The sequence below is a fragment of the Methylobacterium mesophilicum genome (assembly GCF_036441335.1).
In the GTDB taxonomy this organism is placed as follows: domain Bacteria; phylum Pseudomonadota; class Alphaproteobacteria; order Rhizobiales; family Beijerinckiaceae; genus Methylobacterium; species Methylobacterium mesophilicum_B.
This window is the reverse complement of the sequence record NZ_MLBW01000026.1, coordinates 1-21,909: the sequence shown is the minus strand read 5'-3', so window position 1 is coordinate 21,909 and position 21,909 is coordinate 1. Positions and strand designations below refer to the sequence as shown.

Below are 21,909 nucleotides of genomic sequence, written 5' to 3'. Positions count from 1 at the left end.
GACGACCCGCTCTCATGCTGAGCCTGCACGGACCCGAAGGCCCGGTGGCGCTGCGACCCGGCAGCCCGATCGCGCGCGACACCGTGTGGCTCGACCTGAACGACCCCACGCCGGAGGAGGCCGCGGCAGTCGAGGCCGCGACCGGCCTGCGCGTGCCGTCGCGGGCGGCGCTCTCGGAAGTCGAGACGTCGAGCCGCCTGCGCCGGGTGAAGGGCGGGCTCTCGCTCTCGACGCCGATGATCACCTTCGAGCAGAGCGCGTCGCAGCTGAAGCCACTGGGCTTCCTGCTGACCAAGGATCACCTCGTCACGATCCGCTTCCACGAGCTGCGCGCCTTCGAGGGCTCCGCGAAGCGCATCGCGGACGGCGACGGCAGCACGACGCCGAGCGAGATCTTCCTCGTCGTCCTGGAGGAGCTGGTCGACAGCCTCGCCGACGCCCTGGAGGATATGGGATCCGAGCTCGACACGCTCTCGACCCGCATCTTCGACTTCGACGTCCGCGGTGCCGAGCGGCGGCGCCTCGAGAGCCCGCCGCCCCGGCGCCGCGACCTCGCCCTCCGCCGGATCCTGCGCGGCATCAGCAACCGCGGGAAGGTTCTGGGAAAGATCCGGTCGAGCCTGCTCGGCCTCGAACGGATCATCCCGTTCGTCGCCGCGGCCTGCGACAGTCTCGGCCTGCCGGAGGATTCGCGCTTCGAGACGATCAAGCGGGACATCGAGTCCCTCGACGAGTTCGAGACGCGGCTCGCCGAGAACGTGCAGTTCCTGCTCGACGCCGCCCTCGGCCTCATCACGATCGAGCAGAACAACGTCTTCCGGGTCCTCACCGTCGTCTCGGTGGTCGGCGTCCCGCCGACGCTCATCGCGTCGATCTACGGGATGAACTTCAAGCACATGCCCGAGCTGGACTGGGCGCTCGGGTACCCCTACGCGCTCGGCCTGATCCTCCTCAGCGCCGTGGCACCGATCGTATACTTCCGCATGCGCGGCTGGTTCTGATATTCATAAGCAAAACACAGCATTCATGTCTCCATAGATCGGATAAAATGCAAATATCTGCGCGGATCCGAAATCGGCCACACAGCAGCGGCGATGTTACAAGCATTCGACCCGTGTCATCCGGATTTTAATCTGTACGAATGTCGCGATAAAGGGTTCATTAACGCTACGAGGCTAGACATGGCGCGGGAGAACGCGAGCAGCACCATGTTCAATCGCACTGTTTTCAACGAAGCCCAGGCCAAGATCGATGCCCTGGACCGCTCGCTCGCGATCATCGAGTTCTCGATGGACGGTACCGTCCTGCACGCGAACCAGAACTTCCTGCGGCTGATGAAGTACGGCCTCGGCGACGTCCAGAACCGCCATCACCGCATCTTCGTGGAGAGGGGCTTCGCCGAATCCGCGGAGTACGCGGCGTTCTGGAACAAGCTGAAGGACGGGCACTACGTCACAGGCGAGTTCCTGCGCCTCGACAAGGAGGGCGAACCGGTCTGGCTGGAGGCGACGTACAATCCCGTCCTGGACGCGCGCGGCAAGCCGATCGAGGTCGTCAAGTTCGCCGCGGACATCTCGGCGAAGAAGAAGGAGATCAACCGGCTCCTGACGATGATCGACAACGTTCCGGTGGCGGTCATGACCGCGGATCTGAAGGACGATTTCAAGATCGACTACATGAACGCCACGTCGCGCAAGACGCTCGGCACGATCGACCAGCACCTGCCGGTCAAGGTCGACGACATGCTCGGCCGCTCCTTCGACATCTTCCACAAGAACCCGAGCCACCAGCGCACCATGCTGGGGGACGCGAGCCGGCTGCCGCACAGCACCAAGATCAGGGTCGGGCCCGAGACCCTGAATTTACGGGTCACGGCCGTGACCGACGAGAGGGGGCAGTATCTCGGCCCGATGCTGACCTGGGCCGTGGTCACCGCGCAGGTGAACATGGAGACCGAGGTCAAGCAGGTCGTCGAGGCCGTCGGTTCGGCCATCCAGGAGATGCAGAGCTCGGCCGAGGGGCTGATGCAGTCGGCCGAATCCGCCCGGCACAAGGCCTCCTCGGTCGCGTCGAACTCCGAGCAGATGAACGGGGCGATCCAGGAAATCTCGGGTCAGGTCGGGCGAGTCTCGGAGCGCGCGCAGCAGATCGCCGCCCAGGCCGGAACCACCGACGCGACCATGCGCCAGCTGGCCGAGAACGCCCGCAAGGTCGACGCGGTGGTGGGCATGATCAAGTCGATCGCCGACCAGACCAACCTGCTGGCGCTGAACGCCACGATCGAGGCGGCCCGGGCCGGCGCCGCCGGCCGCGGCTTCGCGGTCGTCGCCTCCGAGGTCAAGGCGCTCGCCGAGCAGACTGCCAGGGCGACCGGCGAGATCACCCAGCAAGTCTCGGCGATCCAGAGCGCGACCGGCGACGCGGTCGGCGCCATCGAGATGATCACCGCGGCGGTGGACGAACTGTCCAACCTCACCCTGGCGATGGCGAGCGCCGTCGAGGAGCAGGCGGTCTCGACCCACGAGATGGCGGGCAATATCGGCGGCGTGTCCGAGGCCGCCAACGCCACCGGTCAGCTCGCCCAGACCGTCCAGGGCATCGCCGACAGCCTCGCCGCCCACTCGACGAGCCTGTCGGAGAGCGTCATCCGCTTCATGAAGTCGGCCTGATCGCGCGCCTCAATCCCGGGCGAGCTGCGCCCGGCCGATGGCGAAGACCCGCCCGTCCCCGAGGAGATGGGCGGTGAAGCCATTGGGGAACAGGCTCTCGATCGCCCGGTCGCGGACGTTCAGGCCGCCCGCGTAGGCGCCGAAGGCCGGCATGACGAGGCGGGCGCCGTCCGTGACGAAGCAGCGGCGGCGCACCGCCCGCCCGCGCATCGCCACCTTCCCGCAGGGATGGAGATGGCCGGCGATCTCGCCGGGGACGGGCTCCGGGCTCGGCTCGTGGCGCAGGACGAGGCCGCCGAGCGTCAGCGCGTCGGCGTAGCGGCCGCCGACGCCCTCGTTCACGGCCGCGTCGTGGTTTCCGGCGATCCAGACCCAGTCCCGCCCCTCCTGCAGGGCCGCCACGAGGGCGCGGTCGCCCGGCTCCATGCGCTCAGGCCCGCGGGCATCGTGGAACGAATCGCCCAGCGCGACCACGCGGGCGGGATCGTGGCGCACCACCGCCTCGTGCAGGCAGGCGAGCGTCTCGCGGGTGTCGTAGGGCGGCAGGAACTGGCCGGAGCGGGCCGCGTAGGACGAGCCCTTCTCCAGGTGAAGGTCGGACACGATCAGCGTCCGGTGCTCCGGCAGCCAGAGGCCGCCGCAGAGGTCGAGCACCAGGGTCTCGCCCGCGAGTTGAAGGGTGGGGTGCTTGGGAGTCTTCTCGAGTCTCAGGCCGGCCGCCAAGATCGCATCCTCGGTGTCGTCGGGGGAGGGCGGATCGGCGGTCAGGACAGAGCCTCTTGGAGAAGCTCCGCCTCGGCCTCGGCCAGGATCTCGTCGGCGCCCTCGCCGTAGACCCGCTCGCGCCCGATCTCGAGCATCACGGACACGGAGAGCGGCGAGACCCGGTCGAGAGACCTGTGGATGATTCGCCCCTGGATGCGCTCTAGCATCATGCCGAGGCGCCTCACGTCGAGGAGTCCGGTTGCCGCATCCTGCCGCGCCGCCCGGAGCAGCAGGTGGTCGGGCTGGTGCTTGCGCAGCACGTCGTAGATCAGGTCGGTCGAGATCGTGACCGCGCGGCCGGATTTCTTCAGGCCCGGATGGTGGCGCTCGATCAGCCCGGCGATCACCGCGCATTGGCGGAAGGTGCGCTTCATCATCGCCGACTCGTCGAGCCACGCCTCCAGGTCGTCGCCCAGCATGTCGACCGCGAACAGGTCGCCGATGAAGTCCGGATCGATCGCGGCGCGCTCCGAGACGTCGCGGGTCGACCAGATGGCGATGCCGTAATCGTTGGCCGCGAAGCCGAGCGGCCGCAGGCCGGCGCGCTCCAGGCGCCGGGTCAGCAGCATGCCCAGCGTCTGGTGGGCGAGGCGACCCTCGAACGGGAAGGCGGTCAGGTAGTAGCGCTTGCCCCGCGGGAAGGTCTCGACGAGGAGGTCGCGCTCGCCCGGCAGGACCGAGCGGCGGCGCTGCTGCAGCAGGTACGCGCCGATCTGCTCGGGCAGGCGGTCCCACGCGAACGGGTCGGCGATCAGCGCCCGGACCCGGGCCGCCAGGAAGGTCGAGAGCGGGAACTTCGCGCCCGCGTAGGACGGGATCGCGGGGTCGGTGCCGGCCGGCGCGCGGGTGACGAGGCACTCGTCCTCGGCGAGCCCCTCGAAGCGCAGGGTCTCGCCCGCGAACAGGAAGGTGTCGCCCACCGTCAGCGTCTCGGCGAACTCGTCCTCGATCTCGCCGAGCACCCGCCCGGTCTTGGGCAGCACCGTGCCGGGCTTGCCGCGCAGGGTCCGGCCGAGGCGGACTTTCACCCGGGCCGCCTCCACGATCGTGCCGACGTTCATCCGGTAGGCCTGGGCGGTGCGGGCGTCGCGCACCCGCCAGAGCCCGTCCGGTCCGCGCAGGATCTTGGCGAAGCGCTCGTAGGCGCGCAGCGCGTAGCCGCCGGTGGCGACGTAGTCGACGACCTGCTCGAACGATTCCCACGCGAGACCGGCGTAGGGCGCGGCCGAGACGATCTCGTCGTACAGGTCGACCGGGTCGAAGGCGTCGGCGCAGGCCATGCCGAGGACGTGCTGGGCGAGGACGTCGAGGGCGCCCTGGCGGGCGTCGGGCGTGTCCTGCGCGGCCTCCTCGACGGCGTCCAGCGCCGCCTGGCACTCCAGCATCTCGAACCGGTTGCCCGGAACGAGGTAGGCCTTCGAGGGCTCGTCCATGCGGTGGTTGGCCCGGCCGATCCGCTGCATGATCCGGCTCGCCCCCTTCGGCGCGCCGACATTGACCACGAGGTCGACGTCGCCCCAGTCGATGCCGAGGTCGAGGGTAGCGGTGCAGACGATCGCCCGGAGCTGGCCCGCCGCCATGGCGGCCTCGACCCGGCGGCGCTGCTGGGCGTCGAGCGAGCCGTGGTGGATCGCGATCGGCAGGGCGTCGTCGTTGAGTCGCCACAGCTCCTGGAACGTGTACTCGGCCTGGAGGCGGGTGTTCACGAAGACCAGCGTGGTCCGGTGCTCGCGGATGAGGTCGTAGATCGCCGGCATCGAGTGCCACGCGGTGTGGCCGGAGATCGGCAGCGCCCGGCCGAGGTCGAGCATGCGCAGGTCCGCCTTCGCCCCGCCCGCCACGGTGACGAGGTCGGCCATGGGGTGCGCGACGGCCCCCCCGTCCCGTGCGGGAGAGGGTTGAGGTGAGGGAGGAGACGCGTCGGATTCGGCCGCGCCGTCCCCGCTCGCGGAGGGGTGAGACGGGAGCGGCCCCTGCGGCACCAGGTACTTCCGCAGCTCGTCCGGCTCCCGCACCGTGGCCGACAGCCCGATCGCCGCGAGGCCGGGGCTCAGCCTGTGCAGCCGCGCCAGCGCCAGGGACAGCAGGTCGCCGCGCTTCGACGTCACCAGCGCGTGCAGCTCGTCGAGCACCACGCAGCGCAGTCCGGCAAAAAACTCAGCCGCCTCGCGGTGGGCGATCAGCAGGGCCAGCTGCTCGGGCGTGGTCAGAAGGATGTCCGGCGGCCGGCTGATCTGGCGGGTGCGCTTGTGCGCCGGCGTGTCGCCGGTACGGGTCTCGACGCGCACCGGCAGCGCCATCTCGGCGATGGGCGCATCGAGGTTGCGGGCGATGTCCACCGCCAGCGCCTTCAGGGGTGACACGTAGAGGGTGTGGAGGCCCGCCGCCTTCCGCTGGGGGCCGCGCTCGGCGAGGGCGACGAGGCTCGGCAGGAACCCCGCGAGCGTCTTGCCGGCACCCGTCGGCGCCACCAGCAAGGCCGAGCGGCCGGCCCCGGCGATCCGCAGGAGGTCGAGCTGGTGCGGCCGCGGCGCCCAGCCCCGCCCCGCGAACCAGGCGCGGAACCGCTCCGGCAGGATCTCGGCCGAATCGCTCAGGCGAGCGCCATCAGGAAGCGGTCGATCAGCTCCAGCGCCCGCTCGCTCATCGGGCTCGGGTAGCGGGCGAAGACGTGGCAGCCGCCGGGATAGATCGCCGTGTGACCGCCGTTCCCCGCCGCCGCCCAGCGCGCCGACATGTACAGCGTGTCGTCGAGGAGCGGATCGGCGGTGCCGATGGTGAACAGGGCCGGCGGGAGGCCCTTCAGGTCGGCGTAGATCGGCGACACGTCCGGCCGGCGCCTGTCGATGCCCTCGCGGACGTAGCCGTCGGCGAACTTGGTCAGGTCGCGGGTGTTCACCACCAGCCGCTCCTCCCCCCAGTTCCGCACCGACGGGGTCAGGCCCAGATCGAAGAAGCCGGCGTTGAGGTTGGCGCCCCGGAAGGCCCGCGGCAGGTTGTGCTTGTCGCGCAGCCGCAGCAGCACCATCACGGCGAGGTGCGCGCCGACCGACTCGCCGCCGATGGTCAGCGCGTGGATGCCGAACTCGGTCTTCCCCGGACCGGCCAGCCACAGGGCCGCGGCCTCGCAGTCGAGCAGGGCCGCCGGATAGGGATGCTCGGGGGCGAGGCGGTACTCGACCGACAGGGCGACGAAGCCGCAGGTATCGGCGATCCGCTCGAGCCACGGGTCCTGCTCGTCGGCCGAGCCCCACACCCAGCCGCCGCGGTGGATGTGCAGATAGGCGCCGCGCAGCTTCGTGCCGGGCTTGGGCCGGACCACGCGGAGCTTGAGCGGGCCGCCGGGCCCGTCGATCGTCAGCCACTCCGCCCGGGCGCTGTGCGGCATCGCGGGCGCAGCCTTGGTGCCCAGGCGGCGCCGCTCGCGCACCTCGGCGATCGGCAGCGACCAGGGATCAGGCAGCGCGGCGTGAGCCGCGACGATCTCGGCGTTGAGCCGGAGCGTCTCGGGATCGATCGTCGCCGGGTCGAACAGGGCGTGGTCGATCATCGTGCGTATGGTCCCGTCGGCACTCTGAGCCTCTCACACCGATCCCGATTCCCGGGAGTTCTCCCTTTGGCCGAGGCCGCGCCGCGAGAGTCCCGCGGCGTCGTCCACCCCGACCGGCATCTTGGCGCGCGCGACGCCGCTTGCCATCTGCACGGCGCGCGAGAAACCCGCCAACGCCTGATCCGCGCTCGGGTTTCGATGCGGTGTGGTGCGCCGGCCACGGTTCCGCCCGCTTCGTCGCCGATCCGAGGCCCCTGACGCTTCACGAGGACGCAATGCTCGTCGATCACGACCGGCGCCGGCAAGGCTATCAGCAGGGCGCCCCGCCGAACGCCCCCTACGGCGCGGACAGCTACCGGTCGCGCCCGTCCGCGCTGCGGCGGTTCCTCGGCGGCTCGCCCGCCGGCGTGTTCCTGCGCCTCCTGTTCCTGTCCGTGCTGGTCGGTGCCTTCATGTCGATGCTCGGCCTGACGCCGGGCCGGCTGTTCTGGCACGTCTACGATTCGGCGCGGGCGCTGGTCGAGGTCGGGCTGGCCTCGCTCCACGATTTCGGCGGCTGGATCGTCGCCGGGGCGATCGTGGTCGTGCCGCTCTGGCTGATCGCGCGCCTCTTCGCCGTTTCCCGCTGACGGGGTCCGGGGCCGATTCGGCACGGTCGCGCCCCGACGATCCAGCACGCCGCGGGTTCGGGCAGATCCGCCGCCCGCCGCCGCAACCCGCCGATGCGATCGGCGCGCTTTTCGCGGGCGGCGCGTCTCCGTAGCGTGCGGCATGATGCACACCGTCGCCAGCCCGGCCCGCCCGACGAACCGCCGCGTCCTGGCCCTGGCGCTGCCCATGACGATCGCCAACGTCACGACGCCGATGCTCGGCTTCGTCGGCGCGGCGGTGATCGGGCGGCTCGGCGACGCGGCGCTGCTCGGCGCCATCGCCCTCGGCGCCGTGATCTTCGACGCGATCTTCTGGTCGTTCGGGGCGCTCCGCATGGCGACCGCCGGCCTGACCGCGCAGGCGGTCGGCGGGCGGAACGCGGCCGAGGTCGACCGCATCCTGGCGCGCGCGCTGGCGGCGGGCGCCCTGATCGGGCTCGTTCTGATAGTCCTGCAGGGCCCCCTCGCGCAGCTCGCCTTCGCGATCAGCGGGGCGAGCGCGGCGGTGATCGCCGGTCTCGCGACCTACTTCCACATCCGCATCCTGTCCGCGCCCTTCGTGCTGGCAAGCTACGGCGTGCTCGGCTCGATCCTGGGGCGCGGGCGCACCGATCTCGGCCTGCTGCTGCAGATCGCCATCAACCTGACCAACGTCGCGCTGACGCTCACGCTTGTCCTGGCCTTCGGACTGGGCCTCGCCGGCGCGGCGCTGGCGACCCTCGGCGCCGAGGCGCTCGGGCTCGGCCTCGGGCTGATCCTCCTGGCGCGGCTCGGCTCCCGGCCCTTCCGGGTGCCGCTGCGCGACCTGCGCGACGCCGCGGCGCTTCGCCGGACGCTCAGCGTCAACGGCGACGTCATTCTGCGGACGCTGGCGCTGATCACCGGCATCGTCCTGTTCTCGGCGCTGGGCGCTCGGCAGGGCGACGTGGTGCTCGCCGCGAACTCGGTCCTGTGGAATCTCTTCCTGATCGGCGGCTTCTTTCTCGACGGCTTCGCCACGGCCGCCGAGACCCTGTGCGGGCAAGCCGTCGGCGCCCGGGACCGGGAGGCGTTCGACGCGGCCGCCGCCCTGAGCCTGCGCTGGTGCCTCGGCTTCGGCCTCGCGGTCAGCGTGCTGTCGCTGGCGGGCGGCCCGGCCTTCATCGATGCCGTGACCACGAACGGCCCGGTCCGCGAGGCGGCCCGCTCCTACCTCGTCCTCGCCGCCCTGGCGCCGCTCGCCGCCGCGGCGCCCTTCGCGTATGACGGGATCTATATCGGCGCGACCTGGACGCGGGCGATGCGCAACCTGATGGTGTGCGCGCTCGCCGCCTACTGCGCGGTCCTGGCGCTCGTCGAGAGCCTGGGCTTCGGCAATACCGGGCTGTGGCTGGCCTTCGTGAGCTTCCTGGGCGCCCGGGGGCTGGGACAGGCCATCGCGTTCCCGCGCCTCGCCCGGGACGCGTTTCGCAGGCCGACCCCGGCCGCCCTCGAACCGGCGATCTAGCGGCAGCCGCGCCCCGCCGGGAACGGCGCTAGCGCGGATCCTTCCAGGTGGTGGGCTGGGCCGGCGGCGCGGCGCGGGCCACCGAGCCCGTGGTGCGCGGCACGGCCGCCTCCGTCCGCCGCGCGCGGGCCCGCGGGCAGGAGCGCCAGGGCGGCGAGGGTCAGGTCGTGCGCGCGCTCCGCGTCGAGGCGGTGCAGCAGCGGGCGGACGAGGGGGAAGGCGGCCGCGATCATGCCGGCAGGATCCCGGCCGGGACGGCGTGCCGCCCGTCGGCGCCCAGCGGCATTTCGTCCGCCGCGATGACGGCCGAGAGCGGCAGCGGGCCGTAGAGGTGCGGGAACAGGTCGCCGCCGCGAGAGGGTTCGTAGCGCAGGCCGTCGCCGAGGGCGTCGGCCTCGACAGCCACGAGGAGCAGGTCGTCCTGCCCGGCGAAGTGCCGGGCCGCCGTCTCGGCGACCTGGGCGGCCGTCGAGAAGTGGATGAAGCCGTCCTGATGATCGATCGGCGCGCCCGTGAACCGTCCCGCGGCCTCGGCCTCACGCCACAGGGCGCGCGGACAGATCTTGTAGATGAGCGGCATCGAAACTCCCCGGAAACGACGCTGCGATAGAGGCGCCGGGCCGCGGCGGCAACCGCTCCGCGCCCCGCCGGATTCGAGGAGCGATTGCAATCTGCCGCCCGTAGTTCTACTTTCCTACGACTAGGCTGGACGTCACACAGCCGTGTCCGGATCGGCAGAGCGGGTCCGGAAAGTAAATTGTCAAGTATCTCCGCGCGTACCCGGCGGGTGTCGAACGGACCCGGCGGGAGAACCGTCTCCGTGCCTCCGAGGCAGCCGGATCCCGGCTGGTGAGACGGGGGTGCCGGCCCGCTCAGGGTGAGCTTCCGAGCCCGCTATGCTGTCGCACGAGCAGATCTGGAACGCCATCGACCGGCTCGCCGAGCGCCACGGCTACTCGGCCTCGGGCCTCGCCCGCCGCGCCGGCCTCGACGCGACCAGCTTCAACCGGTCGAAGCGCGTCGGCGCCGACGGCCGCAAGCGCTGGCCGTCGACCGAGTCCGTGTCGAAGGTCCTGGCCGCCACCGGGTCGAGCCTCGACGAGTTCCTGCGGCTCATCGAGGCCCGCGAGATTCCGGCCCGCACGATGGTCCCGCTGATCGGCCTGACCCAGGCCGGCGCCGGCCGCCTGTTCACCGACGAGGGCATGCCCACCGGCGGCGCCGGCTGGGAGGAGATCGAGTTTCCGGATCTCGGCGAGGAGCGCGCCTTCGCGCTGGAGATCCAGGGCGATTCCATGCTGCCGCTGTTCCGGGACGGCGACGTCCTGATCGTGTCGCCCACGGCCAGCGTCCGCAAGGGCGACCGCGTGGTGGTCCGCCTGCACGGCGGCGAGGTTCTGGCCAAGGAGCTGCGGCGGCGCACCGCCCGGACCGTGGAACTGGCCTCCCTGAACCCCGAGCACGAGGACCGGATCCTCAACCTCGGGGAGGTGGCCTGGATGGCCCGGGTGATGTGGGTGCGCCAGTAGGCGCCGCCCGGGCGGGTCGACACGCGGATCCGCGCTTGGCCGTGAGGCCGTTCATCGCTATCGCTGGCGCGTCGCGGACCTTCCGCATCCGCTGAGCGCGAAAGCAGCATGGCGCAGCCCGGGACGGATCACAGCGCGGCCGCAGACAAGCCGCTCGCGGACGAGGCCCGCTCGCTCCTCGACGCGTTGCCGACGCCCAGCCTCCTGCTCGATCCGCAGGGCCGTGTCCGCCACGCCAATCCCGCCCTCGAACATCTCGCCGGCTACCCGGCGGAGCGGCTCGTCGCGCAGGGACTCGACCTGATCCTGGCCCAGCGCACGGCGCCCCTCGATCCCGCCGGCGGCGAACCTCAGGAGTTCCTGGCCGTCCGCGCGGACGGGACGAGCTTCTGGGCCCACCTGGAGACGGCGTCCCTGCCCGGGACTCCTTTCCGCATCGGCCAGATCCGCGACGAGACCGCCCGGCGCGAGGCCGAGGGCGCGCTCGCGCTCTCCCGCCAGCGCGAGGCCCTGGGGCTCCTGACCAACAGCGTCGCCCACGAGTTCAACAACTTCCTGCAGATCCTGATCGGCTACATCGACGGCCTCAAGCGCCGGCTCGGCGACCGGCAGGAGCCGTTCGTGCAGCGGGCGATCGCCCGCTCGGCCGACGCCACCGAGCGCGCGGCGATCCTGACCCGGCACCTCCTCGCCTACTCGCGCCGCATCGCGCCGGACGTCCGGTCGGTCGACCTCGACGCCATCGTCGCGGACCTGGCCGCGCGCCTCGAACCCGACCTGCCGCCCGGCATCCGCCTCGCCGTGGCGGCGACGCCGGGCCTGCCTCGGGCGATCAGCAATCCGACGCAGATCGAGTTCGCCCTGCGGCATCTCGTCGCCAACGCCTGCGAGGCCATGCCGTCGGGCGGGACCCTGAGCCTCTCGACCTTCCGGGTGGACCCCGGCGACCGCTCCCTGCAGCAGCCGGGTCACGGCAGCGTCGGGATCGCGGTCGGCGATACCGGGCAGGGCATGTCACCCGAGATGCTCGCCCGGGCGCTGGCGCCGTTCCAGACCAGCCACGAGGCGGGGCGCGGCGCGGGCCTCGCGATCGTCCACGGCCTCATGAAGCGGCAGAACGGGACCATCACCCTCGACAGCCGGAGCGGGGAGGGAACACAGGTCCGCCTGTCCTTCCCGGCCGCACCCGAGCGCACGCTCCACTAGTGCCACGCCGGCCGGAACGGCAGCACTGGCGCGCCGAACCCGACCTGCGGGTTCGGCGTGCTCCCTTGCCGCGCGGCGCGCTGATCCGGTGGAAAACGCGGTCCGGGCGACAGCGGTCAGGACTAAAACCGCTGCCCGACCGTTCCCATATCGTCGCTGGCGCTCCGCGCCGTCCGGTTCTCGTCCTCTGAGGCGTGTACATGTTTACTGAGATTTCGCGCCGCAGGCGTGTGGCCGCCCTCCTGGCGCTGGCCGCTGCGCTGACCGTCGCGGCGCCCGTCGCGGAAGCCCGTCCGGGCGGCGGCGGGTCCTTCGGATCCCGCGGTTCGCGCACCTACACGGCGCCCTCCGCCACGCCGACCGCTCCGGGCGGTGGCATGACGATGCAGCGCTCGCAGACCGCGCCGTCTCCCGGCATGGGCAGTCCCGGGATGCAGGCTCCGGCCGCGCCGGGTCGCCGGTTCGGCGGCGGCTTCTTCGCGGGCCTGCTGGGCGCCGGCCTGATCGGCGCGCTGCTCGGCGGCGGCTTCTTCGGCGGCCTCGGCGGTCTCGCGTCGATGATCGGCCTGCTGTTCCAGGTCGGGCTCGTCGTTCTGGTGGTGATGCTGGCCCTGCGCTTCTTCCGCCGCCGGAACGAGCCGGCCGGTGCCGGTGCGCCCTACGCCCGCTCGTCGCTCGACGATCAGCCGGGCGCCCGCGGCCCGATGGGCGGCGCTCCGGGCGGCCCGGCTCCCGGCGGCATGTTCGGTGGTGGGCAGCGCCCGCCGCAGTCACGCCCGGTGCAGATCGGCCCGGCCGATTACCAGGCCTTCGAGCGCCTGCTCGGCGACATCCAGGACGCCTACTCGCGCGAGGATCGGGTGACCCTGGGCAACCTGTCGACGCCCGAGATGGTCGGCTACTTCGACGAGGAGCTGCGCGGCAACGCGTCCCGCGGCGTAGTGAACAAGATCTCGGACGTGAAGCTGCTGCAGGGCGACCTCGCGGAGGCCTGGGGCGAGGACCGCACCGACTACGCGACCGTGGCGATGCGCTACGCCCTCAAGGACGTGATGGTCGAGCGGGCAAGTGGCCGCGTCGTCTCCACGGGCTCGTCCGAGGCGACGGAGCTCTGGACGTTCCTGCGCCAGCCCGGCCGCGGCTGGGTGCTCTCGGCGATCCAGCAGACCCGCTGATCGCGACGGCGCTCCGGCCTCAAGGGCCGGAGCCGCGACGCTCCCTCAGGCCGGCGTCCCCACCGGGGCGCCGGCCTTTCTGTGCGCGTCCCACCGGTTCGCGAGGTCGACGAACCCGGCCACAGGGATCTCCTCGGCCCGCGCGGTCTCGGACAGGCCGGCGGCGGCCAGCAGGGCGCCGGCCTCGGGCGTCAGCGCCTTGAGGCTCTGGCGCAGCATCTTCCGGCGCTGGCCGAACGCGGCCCGTGTGACCGCCTCCAGCGCGCCGGCGCGGCAGGGCAGGGGCCGGGCGCGCGGAACCAACCGGACCACGCTCGACGTGACCTTCGGCGGCGGCACGAAGGCCGTGGGGCTGACGTCGAACAGGATCTCGGCCTCCGTCCGCCAGCCGCACAGGACCCCGAGCCGGCCGTAATCGGCCCGCTCCTCCGGGCCGGCGACGATCCGCTCGGCGACCTCCCGCTGGAACATCAGCACGGCCTGATCCCACCAGGGCGGCCAAGCCTCGCCGTCCAGCCAGCCGGTGAGCAGGGCGGTGCCGACATTGTAGGGCAGGTTGGCGACGATCCGCGCCGGGGCATCGCCCACCAGCGGCCGCGGGTCGAAGGCGAGGGCGTCGGCGTCGACCACCTCGAGGCGTCCCGGATAGTGGGCGGCGATCTCGGCGAGGGCCGGGAGCGCCCGCGGGTCGCGCTCGATCGCCACCACGCGGGCGGCGCCCTCGGCGAGGAGCGCGCGCGTGAGGCCGCCGGGTCCCGGGCCGACCTCCACCACCGTCACCCCCGCGAGGGGACCGGCCGCCCGGGCGATCCGCCCGGTCAGGTTGAGGTCGTAGAGGAAGTTCTGGCCGAGCGCCTTCCTCGGCTCCAGGCCGTGGCGGGCGACGACCTCGCGCAGCGGCGGAAGCCCGTCCCCGGCGCTCATGCTGCCTCCGTCACAGCTCGTCCTCGGGATCGAAATGCCGCGCGCCCGCGGGCCGGGGCCGGCCGGCATAGACGCTGAACGGGATGATCTCGGCACCGCCGGGCGCCTCGCCCTGCGCCGCGTTGGCGGCCAGCCGGTCGGCGAGGCGCAGGGCCGCCACGAGGCTGTCGGGCCGGGCGATGCCCTGGCCGGCGATGTCGAAGGCCGTGCCGTGGTCCGGCGAGGTCCGCACGAAGGGCAGGCCGAGGGTGACGTTCACGCCGTCGTCGAACGCGATCGTCTTGATCGGGATCAGGGCCTGATCGTGCGTCGGCGCGAGGGCGACGTCGTAGGTCTCCCGGGCGCGGGCGTGAAACAGGGTATCGGCGGGGAGCGGCCCGCGGATGTCGATGCCCCGCGCCCGCAGGCGCGCCACCGCGGGGGCGAGGACGTCGCGGTCCTCGTGACCGATGGTCCCGGCCTCGCCCGCGTGCGGGTTGAGGCCGGCGAGGACGAGGCGCGGCTCCGGGAGACCGAACCGCTCCCGCAGGTCCCGGGCGACGATCGCGGCGGTCTCCTCGACGAGCTCCTGGGTGAGCAGGGCCGGCACATCCTTCAGCGGCACGTGGATCGTCACCGGCACCACCGAGAGACCGGCGCTCCAGATCATCATCACCGGCCGGGGCGGCGTCACGCCGGGCGGCACCGCGAGGGCGGCCAGGAACTCGGTGTGCCCGGGATGGGCGAAGCCCGTCCGGGTCAGTACGAACTTGGCGATCGGGTTGGTCACCACCGCGCTCGCGCGCCCGGTCTTCACGAACGCCACCGCCGCGGTGATCGACTCGATGGTCGCGCCGGCATTGACGACATCCGGCACCCCCGGCTCGGCGGCGACGCGGGCGCCGCTCGGCAGGGGCACTACGGGAAGTGCGCGCGGGAACACCTCGGCGGCGGTCTCGGGATCGACCTCCGCCACGGGAACGGGGCGGTCGAGGCGGTGGGCGAGGCGCTCGACGAAGTCGGGATCGGCCACCAGGAAGAACGGCGGCAGCGGCTCCGCGCCGCTCCGCCCGAGCCACGCGCTGAGCGCCAGCTCCGGACCGATGCCGGCGGGGTCTCCAAGGGTGAGGGCGAGAGGCGGCATGGGCGCTCTATAGCGCCCGCGCGGCGCGGGCGCATCCTCGGCGGGTGGGGACGATGGCCGCGGTCGGGTCCGGCGCGGTGCCGGTCCCGGTGCCTCACCGGATCGAGGCGATGCCGTCCGCTGTGGTGGCCGTGCCGACGTTCTGGCGCAGGTCGGCCTCGCCCAGGGTCTTCAGCTCGACCCGCAGCAGCACGGTCTGGTTGCGCTCGCGGACGCCCGTCGCGGTGGCGATCGGCGAGTTGATGTAGTTCAGCGAGACGGTGGTGCACTCGTCCTGATAGCCGCCGCCGAAGCTCGCGCCCGACAGGTAGAAGCGGCCCGGGTTCTGGTAGATCGGCACCGTCCCGATCGGGTTCGCCAGGTAGGAGCTCAGCGCGTCCGTGTAGGTGTTGCGCACGTCGAGATAGTGGGTCAGGTCGACGAGCAGCGAGCCCGACACGAACCAGTTCGGCGTGATGTTGTAGGTCGCGGTGGCGGTGATGCCCTCGCGGTAGTGGCTGTAGCCCAGCAGCGGCTGGGCCTCGTAGTACGAGTAGAAGGCCGAGAGGGTCAGCGGCAGGAACGGCGCGAAACGCGCCGTCGCGCCGGTCTCGAAGCGCGCCACGTGGAAGTCGGACTGGTTGAACCGGGCCCGGCTGATGAACGTGATGTTCTGGTTCGGCGAGACCTGGAAGCGGCCGACGAAGTCCGAGCGCTGCGTCTCGAGCCCGGAATCGAGGCCGGTATTGGCGATGTCGCCGCGGCGGAACGAGTTGACGCCCGCGAGCTGGATGGACTCGCCGAACAGCACGTTCGCGTACCAGCCCGACGGGGTCACGACGGAGTACTGACCGCCGAGATTGGTGCGCACGCCGCCCTCGACCCGGTCGTAGCCCGAGAACTTGTCCCACTCGAACAGCGAGGTGTCGTCGAAGACGAGGCTCTGCGCGTCCTCGTTGGGCAGGCGGCCGATCCGGGTCTCCGACGGGCGCGCGATGATCTGGCCGATCGGCTCCAGGGTGTGGACGCCGAGCGCGCCGAAATTGGCGACGAACGGGTAGCGGTAGTCGAGGCCGATCGCCGGCATGACGCGCCCGGCAAAGCCCTGGTCGACGTGCGCGACCTGCGGGACGAGGTCGTTCTGGTAGCCCGAGAAGCTCGTGCTGTTGAAGAACGCGTCCGTGCGCAGATACGCGAAGGGCGTGAATTTCTGGCCCAGATCGTCGATGAAGCTGCGGCGCCAGGACAGCTCCGCGGAGGCGCGGGTGTTGGTGCCGGCGAGCCCGTCGATGGCGCAGAGGCCGCGCTGGAAGACCGTGCAGGTCTGGTAGAGCGGGAAGCTGACGCCGTTGACGCTCGGCGAGAACAGGTAGCTCGAGGTCCGCGGCAGGCCCTGGTACTGCGTGGTCTCGCGGGTCAGGCTGGTGATGTTCGCCTGGAAGCGCACCTCGCCGCCGATCTCCGATGGGCCGTTGATCCGCTTGTCGTAGTCGATCACCGGCGCGACGATCGGCTGCTGCTTCTGCCAGTCGAAGCTCGACAGGCCCTTGAAGTAGTAGCCCCGCGCCTCGAACCACGAGCGGTCGCCCTGGCCGATCAGGAAGGCCGTCGAGGTGGCCTCACGGAAATAGTCCGTGGTGATGTTCTGGTTGCGGATCCGGTAATTGTCGAGGAACCACTTGTCGGTCACGCCGACGAGGTCCCAGCCCGTGCGCCACCGCGGGTTGATGTAGAACCGGCCCTGCGACTCGACCGAGCCGCGGAAGTCGCGCTCGCCGGCGCCGAGTGGGCTCGGCAGGAAGGCGGAGGGCGTCGTCTGCGAGATGCCCGACAGGCGGATGTTGTAGAAGCCGTTGTCGATCCGCTGGCGGAACTCGCCCTGCGCGAGCAGGCCCTGCCGGCTCAGCAGGGTCGGCGTCAGCGTCAGGTCGTAGTTCGGGGCGAGGTTGATGAAGTACGGGAGCGACACGCCGTTGCCGAGCGCGGTCGTCGTGACGAAGCGCGGCGTCAGGAAGCCGGTCTTGCGCTTCACCGTCGGATCCGGCGCCTCGAAATACGGCAGGTAGGCCACCGGGATGCCGGCGATCTCGAGCGTCGACTCGTCGAAGTAGACCGTGTGGGTCTCGTTGTCGTGGATGATCTTCTTCGCCTTGATCTGCCACAGCGGCGGCGTCTCAGGGTTGTCCTTGCACGGCTCGCAGGCCGTGTAGCTGCCCGACTCGAAGCTGGTCTGCTCGCCGTTCAGGCGCTCGGCCCGCGGCGCGGAGAACCGGGTGCGCACGGTCTCGAACTTGCGCTGCACCGTCTGCTGCCCGCGGAAGGCGTCGACGAAGCCGGTCTTGAAGTCGTCGGTCAGTTCCATGCGCGCGCCGGTCACGACGCCGCCGTCGGCCTCGGTCAGGCGGACGTTGCCCTCGGCGAAGACCCGGCCGGAATTCCGGTCGTAGCGCACGCGGTCGGCCTGGAGGGTCCGCGGGCCGTAATGCAGCTCGGCGTTGCCCCGCGCCGTCACGGTGCCGTTATCGTTGTCGTAGATCAGCTCGTCGGCCTCGACGAGGAGCTTGTCGCCCGGCTTGCCGGCCGCGACGGCGGGCAGGCCCTGGGCATGGGCGGTCAGGCCACCGGCCAGCGGCGCGGCGAGCGCCAGCGCGACCCGGAAACCAGCCTTCCGCAGGATGTCGGCGACCTTACGCAACGCGCGTCCCAACCCCTGTGACGTCTGCCGCCACCAACCCCAACACCCGTCTCCCGTGCCGCGAAGGATCGCGGAAGTCAGCCGTCTTCCTGGTACAGAAGCGTGAGCGTACCGAGAAGACTGCCTACCACGGCCGGGAACCAGGCCGCCACCGGTGCGGCGACGAGTCCGGATGCTCCGAGCCCCTCCATGACCTGTCGGACCACGTAGAGGGCGAAGCCGGCCGCGACGCCACCGAGGACGAGTTTGCCGACCCCACCAAAGCGGAAGAACCGTAAGGAAACGGTTGCGGCGACGATGACCATGGCGACGAACAGCACCGGCCGCGCCCACAGGACATCGTACTGGAGACGGTAGCGCGTGGCGTCCAAACCGGCCCGCTCGGTCCGCGCGATCGTTGTGGGAAGTTGCCAGAAAGGCACAGATTCCGGGGGGGTGAACCGCTGCCGCACCTGCCCGGGGTCGAGGTTCGAGGCGATCAGGTAGGTGTCGAACGACTCAGGCGGCGCGTCCGGTGTGAGAACGCGCACATCGGAGAGCTCCCAGTAACCGTCGTGGAGCGTCGCGCGGGCCGCGACGAGCTGCTCGGCGAACTTGCCGGCGTCGTCGAAGGTGAAGACCGACACCCCCGCCAGAGTGGTCGTGCCCTCGATGGCGGTCTCGGCGCGGAGGATCGCCTCGCCGTCGAGGCCCTTCTGGCGGATCCAGAGGTCCTTGCCCGAACTCGCCTTGGTCGATTTGGCGAAGATCTTCGCCTCGATCTCGGTGGAGCGCTGCTTCAGCATCGCCGAGACCGGGTTGTAGACGCCGACCGCCAGCGCGCCGAGGGCGAGGGCCACGAAGAAGCCGGGCTGCAGGAACTGCCAGGCCGAGATCCCGGCCGCGCGGGCGACCACCAGCTCCAGCTTGCGCGAGAGCTGGAGCAGGGCCGCCATGGAGCCGAACAGGACCGCGAAGGGCAGGACGCCCTCCGCCACCGCGGGGGTGCGGTAGAGCGAGAGCTGCGCCATCAGGCCGGCGGACGCGCCCTGGGCCTCGCCGGCGCGGCGGAGCAGCTCGACGAAGTCCAGGGTGTAGACCAGCGCGAACACGGTGACGAAGACGCCGAGCACCGTGCGGAGGAACCGGGCGGCGAAGTACCGCCCGAGGGTGGGGCCGATCAGCATCATCGGAGTCAGGCCGCCGGCGCGAGGCGCGGCCCGCGGAACCGGCCGCGGACGAATCGGGCCAGGGCGGCGTTGAACGCGCGCACGCGCGAACCGTAGAAGATCAGGAGGCTCGACAGGAGGATCGCGAGCAGCGGCACGCCGTAGACCGCCAGGACCGCCGCGGGGCTGCGCGCGGCGGCGCTGACCGCCGCGAAGCCGCCGATGCGCAGCGCCACGACGGCGACGATCGCGCCCGCGACGGCGACGCCGCGCCCCTGCCGGGTCGTGCGGGGATCGCCCAGAGCCGCGAAGGCGATGAAGACCAGGGCCAGCGGGTAGAGGCAGGCGGACAGCCGGTCGTGCAGCTCGGCCCGGAACCGGCCCTTCTGCAGCTTGTAGTAGCCCTCCGTCGTGTCGGGGAACAGGAGCTGGGCCGTCGAGCGCTCGCGGGGCTTGTAGATCGTGTCGGAATCCGGGGGCGCGAAGGCCGCGAGGTCGATCGTGTAGCGCTCGAAGGTCAGGATCGAGGAATCGCGCGAGTCCTTCTGCTGCTGGTGGACGCTGCCGTTCTCCAGGATCAGGTAGCTCTGGCCGTCCACGTCGACCGCGTTGCCGCGTTCGGCGAGGTAGACCTTGGTCTTCCCGGCCTCGCGCCGGTCCTGGATGAACAGTCCTTTGAGGGTGCCGCCCGGACCGCGCTCGCGGAAGTGGAAGGTGATGCCGTTGTCGAGCTGGGTGAACTGCCCTTCCTTGACGACGTTCGCGATGAAGTCGCCGCGCACCCGGGTGATCACGTCGCGCAGCTCCTGGAAGCTCGCCGGCATCACCACCACGACCAGGAATCCCACCAGGAAGCTGACGAACAGCGCCAGGGTGAGGAAGGGCCGCAGCAGCGAGCGCGGTGGCATCCCCGCCGCCGACATGACGATCAGCTCGGAATCGCCGTTCAATTTGTTGAGCGCGTAGACGGTGCCGATGAACAGCGCGACGGGGGCGATGACCACGACGAGGGTCGGCAGCGACAGGCCGGTCACGAAGAGGAAGACCAGCAGCGTCTGGCCCTTGGCGGTCACGAGGTCGAGCTCGCGCAGGGCCTGCGTCAGCCAGATGGTGCCCGTCAGCCCGATCAGGCAGGCGAGGGTGGCGCCCAGGGCGATCCGAAAGATGTAGCGCTCGATCTGCCTCATAGGCCCGGCAGTCCCGCTCGTCCTCTCGCGCCCTCGGGGCGGCAGGGACCCGATAAAAGGGGCGATTCCAGGGCTGTCACGCCGCGTTGCGTTCTCCGTCTCAGCGGCTACACAGGGCAGATGGCCCGAGCCTCGGCGCGCGGGTGCGTAGTACGGCTCCGGGATAACGGGCAGGGCGACGGGTATGGCGGACGGTATCGAGATCGGTTTCGGTCCCCTGGAGCAGAGCGGCCATGGGCCCGGCGGATCCGGCGATCTCGTGGTCTTCGTCGGCGACGACCTGTCGCTCGGGTCGGCGGCCCGCGAGGCGCTGGGCGCCTCCGGGGCGGATCTCGTGGCCCGCGCCGCGGCCTCCGAGAAGTTCAAGGGCCGCTCGCTCAGCGCGCTGTCCCTGCCGGCTCCGGCGGGCGTCGGCGCCGACCGCCTCGTGGTCGTGGGCCTCGGCTCCGAGAAGGACCGGGCCAAGGCCGACTGGCCGGCGCTCGGCGGCTTCACCGCCAGCAAGGTGGCGGGCCGGACCGCCCGTGTCGTGCTCGACTGGCCGGGCGCGACGGTCACGGCGGCGCAGGCCGGCGAGTTCGCCCTCGGCGCGCGCCTGCGGACCTACGCGTTCGACCGCTACAAGACCAAGAAGAAGCCCGACGCCGACGACAAGTCCGTCACCGCGCTGACCCTGCTGCTCGCCGATCACTCCGCGGCCGCGCGCGAGGGCGCGGCCGCCCGGAGCCTGTCCGACGGGGTGATCCTGGCCCGCGACCTCGTGAACGAGCCGCCGAACGTGCTCTTCCCGGAGGAGTTCGCCCGCCGCGCCTCGGAACTCGCCAAGCTCGGCGTCGAGATCGAGGTGCTGGAGCCGGCCCGGATGCGGGAACTCGGCATGGGCGCGCTGCTCGCGGTGGCGCAGGGCTCGGCCCGCGAGCCGCGGATCGTGATCATGCGCTGGAACGGCGGCCCCGCGGCCGAGGCGCCCGTGGCCCTCATCGGCAAGGGCGTCGTGTTCGATTCCGGCGGCGTCTCGATCAAGCCGGGCGGCGGCATGGAGGACATGAAGGGCGACATGGGCGGCGCCGCCGCGGTGGTCGGCGCGCTCCACGCGCTGGCGGCCCGCAAGGCGCGCTGCAACGTGGTCGGCGCCATCGGCATCGTGGAGAACATGCCGGACGGCGGCTCGTACCGCCCGTCCGACATCCTGACCTCGATGTCCGGCCAGACCATCGAGGTGATCAACACCGACGCCGAGGGCCGGCTGGTGCTGGCCGACGTGATCACCCACGTCATCCGCAGCACCAAGCCCAAGGCGATCGTCGACCTCGCGACGCTGACCGGCGCGATCATCGTGGCCCTGGGCCAGGACATCGCCGGCATGTTCTCGAACGACGACACGCTGGCGGGCAACATCCACGCCGCCGGCGAGGCGACCGGCGAGAAGGTGTGGCGGATGCCGCTGATCCCCGCCTACGACAAGGCCATCGATTCCAAGTTCGCCGACATGAAGAACACCGGCGGCCGGCACGGCGGCGCCGCCACCGCGGCCTCGTTCATCAAGCGCTACGTCGAGGACGTGCCGTGGGCGCATCTCGACATCGCCGGCGTCGCGATGTCGTCGAACGCCAGCGAGATCAACCGCAGCTGGGGCGCGGGCTGGGGCGTGCGCCTCCTCGACCGGCTGATCCGCGACCATTACGAGGCCCGCTGAGACGACCGCGGCGTTCCTGACGCCGCGCGCCTGTCCGGGTGATCCCAGCATGGCCGCACACGCCAACGCCGCGCTCGACCGGGCCGGCCCGGGCGCCGGGACGTCCAGGGGCCGCGCCGGCGGCCCG

At 71.5% G+C, this 21,909-nt stretch carries 17 protein-coding genes and 1 pseudogene; 8 read left to right on the top strand and 10 right to left on the bottom strand.

Annotated features, from left to right (window positions below; translation table 11 throughout):
• Positions 1 to 14 precede the first annotated feature (14 nt).
• Positions 15 to 1,001, top strand: a complete 987-nt coding sequence (locus tag MMR14E_RS16055) for a CorA family divalent cation transporter (RefSeq protein WP_331315628.1) — start codon at positions 15 to 17, stop codon at positions 999 to 1,001.
• Positions 1,002 to 1,208: 207 nt separating this feature from the next.
• Positions 1,209 to 2,669: a PAS domain-containing methyl-accepting chemotaxis protein gene (locus tag MMR14E_RS16050; protein ID WP_331315978.1), complete on the top strand. Its 1,461-nt coding sequence runs from the start codon at positions 1,209 to 1,211 to the stop codon at positions 2,667 to 2,669.
• 9 nt (positions 2,670 to 2,678) lie between these two features.
• Here the strand turns inward: MMR14E_RS16050 and pdeM are convergent, their stop codons facing one another.
• Genes pdeM through MMR14E_RS16035 form a run of 3 tightly spaced genes read right to left on the bottom strand, consistent with a single transcriptional unit; the run spans position 2,679 to position 6,984 of the window.
• Positions 2,679 to 3,392 carry a ligase-associated DNA damage response endonuclease PdeM gene (gene pdeM, locus MMR14E_RS16045; protein ID WP_331315627.1) on the bottom strand — a complete coding sequence of 238 codons (714 nt, stop codon included), beginning with the start codon at positions 3,390 to 3,392 and terminating at the stop codon, positions 2,679 to 2,681.
• A 41-nt stretch (positions 3,393 to 3,433) separates the two neighbouring features.
• On the bottom strand, positions 3,434 to 6,031 hold the full coding sequence (locus MMR14E_RS16040; RefSeq protein ID WP_331315977.1) for a ligase-associated DNA damage response DEXH box helicase: 2,598 nt from the start codon (positions 6,029 to 6,031) through the stop codon (positions 3,434 to 3,436).
• Positions 6,028 to 6,984, bottom strand: coding sequence for an alpha/beta hydrolase (locus MMR14E_RS16035; protein WP_091680189.1), 957 nt, complete (start codon positions 6,982 to 6,984; stop codon positions 6,028 to 6,030). Before MMR14E_RS16035 ends, MMR14E_RS16040 begins: the two co-directional genes overlap by 4 nt.
• A 275-nt stretch (positions 6,985 to 7,259) precedes the next feature.
• Here MMR14E_RS16035 and MMR14E_RS16030 point away from each other — a divergent pair, with 275 nt between their 5' ends.
• Complete coding sequence (locus MMR14E_RS16030) at positions 7,260 to 7,613, top strand: DUF6460 domain-containing protein (protein ID WP_020093561.1); 354 nt, start codon at positions 7,260 to 7,262, stop codon at positions 7,611 to 7,613.
• Between the two features lie 142 nt (positions 7,614 to 7,755).
• Positions 7,756 to 9,120: an MATE family efflux transporter gene (locus tag MMR14E_RS16025; protein WP_331315626.1), complete on the top strand. Its 1,365-nt coding sequence runs from the start codon at positions 7,756 to 7,758 to the stop codon at positions 9,118 to 9,120.
• A gap of 98 nt (positions 9,121 to 9,218) precedes the next feature.
• Here the strand turns inward: MMR14E_RS16025 and MMR14E_RS29285 are convergent.
• Positions 9,219 to 9,353: pseudogene (locus tag MMR14E_RS29285) on the bottom strand (dihydroorotate dehydrogenase (quinone)); the annotation flags it as partial.
• On the bottom strand, positions 9,350 to 9,700 hold the full coding sequence (locus MMR14E_RS16015) for a DUF952 domain-containing protein (protein ID WP_331315625.1): 351 nt from the start codon (positions 9,698 to 9,700) through the stop codon (positions 9,350 to 9,352). The gene MMR14E_RS16015 and the pseudogene MMR14E_RS29285, both read right to left, overlap by 4 nt.
• A 316-nt stretch (positions 9,701 to 10,016) precedes the next feature.
• Between MMR14E_RS16015 and MMR14E_RS16010 the strand changes: the two genes are divergently transcribed.
• The 3 genes from MMR14E_RS16010 to MMR14E_RS16000 all read left to right on the top strand — a co-directional run bounded on the left by MMR14E_RS16010 (position 10,017) and on the right by MMR14E_RS16000 (position 13,030).
• Positions 10,017 to 10,649: a S24 family peptidase gene (locus tag MMR14E_RS16010; protein WP_091713468.1), complete on the top strand. Its 633-nt coding sequence runs from the start codon at positions 10,017 to 10,019 to the stop codon at positions 10,647 to 10,649.
• A 108-nt stretch (positions 10,650 to 10,757) separates the two neighbouring features.
• Positions 10,758 to 11,855, top strand: coding sequence for a two-component system sensor histidine kinase NtrB (locus tag MMR14E_RS16005; RefSeq protein ID WP_331315623.1), 1,098 nt, complete (start codon positions 10,758 to 10,760; stop codon positions 11,853 to 11,855).
• A 200-nt stretch (positions 11,856 to 12,055) separates the two neighbouring features.
• Positions 12,056 to 13,030, top strand: coding sequence for a TIM44-like domain-containing protein (locus MMR14E_RS16000; protein ID WP_331315622.1), 975 nt, complete (start codon positions 12,056 to 12,058; stop codon positions 13,028 to 13,030).
• Between the two features lie 45 nt (positions 13,031 to 13,075).
• Here the strand turns inward: MMR14E_RS16000 and rsmA are convergent, their stop codons facing one another.
• The 5 genes from rsmA to lptF form a co-directional block, all read right to left on the bottom strand.
• On the bottom strand, positions 13,076 to 13,954 hold the full coding sequence (rsmA, locus tag MMR14E_RS15995; protein ID WP_331315621.1) for a 16S rRNA (adenine(1518)-N(6)/adenine(1519)-N(6))-dimethyltransferase RsmA: 879 nt from the start codon (positions 13,952 to 13,954) through the stop codon (positions 13,076 to 13,078).
• Positions 13,955 to 13,964: 10 nt separating this feature from the next.
• A complete protein-coding gene (gene pdxA, locus MMR14E_RS15990; RefSeq protein ID WP_331315620.1) occupies positions 13,965 to 15,077 on the bottom strand; it encodes a 4-hydroxythreonine-4-phosphate dehydrogenase PdxA in 1,113 nt (370 codons plus the stop codon).
• Between the two features lie 94 nt (positions 15,078 to 15,171).
• Positions 15,172 to 17,751 (bottom strand): LPS-assembly protein LptD, encoded by a 2,580-nt coding sequence (locus tag MMR14E_RS15985; RefSeq protein WP_331315619.1) that lies wholly within the window; start codon positions 17,749 to 17,751, stop codon positions 15,172 to 15,174.
• A gap of 77 nt (positions 17,752 to 17,828) precedes the next feature.
• Positions 17,829 to 18,917, bottom strand: coding sequence for an LPS export ABC transporter permease LptG (gene lptG / locus MMR14E_RS15980; protein WP_331315975.1), 1,089 nt, complete (start codon positions 18,915 to 18,917; stop codon positions 17,829 to 17,831).
• A gap of 8 nt (positions 18,918 to 18,925) precedes the next feature.
• Positions 18,926 to 20,086: an LPS export ABC transporter permease LptF gene (gene lptF / locus MMR14E_RS15975; RefSeq protein ID WP_331315618.1), complete on the bottom strand. Its 1,161-nt coding sequence runs from the start codon at positions 20,084 to 20,086 to the stop codon at positions 18,926 to 18,928.
• 184 nt (positions 20,087 to 20,270) lie between these two features.
• On the opposite strand from lptF, the gene MMR14E_RS15970 reads away from it, so the two are divergent.
• Positions 20,271 to 21,782 carry a leucyl aminopeptidase gene (locus MMR14E_RS15970; RefSeq protein ID WP_331315616.1) on the top strand — a complete coding sequence of 504 codons (1,512 nt, stop codon included), beginning with the start codon at positions 20,271 to 20,273 and terminating at the stop codon, positions 21,780 to 21,782.
• The last annotated feature ends 127 nt before the right edge of the window (positions 21,783 to 21,909 follow it).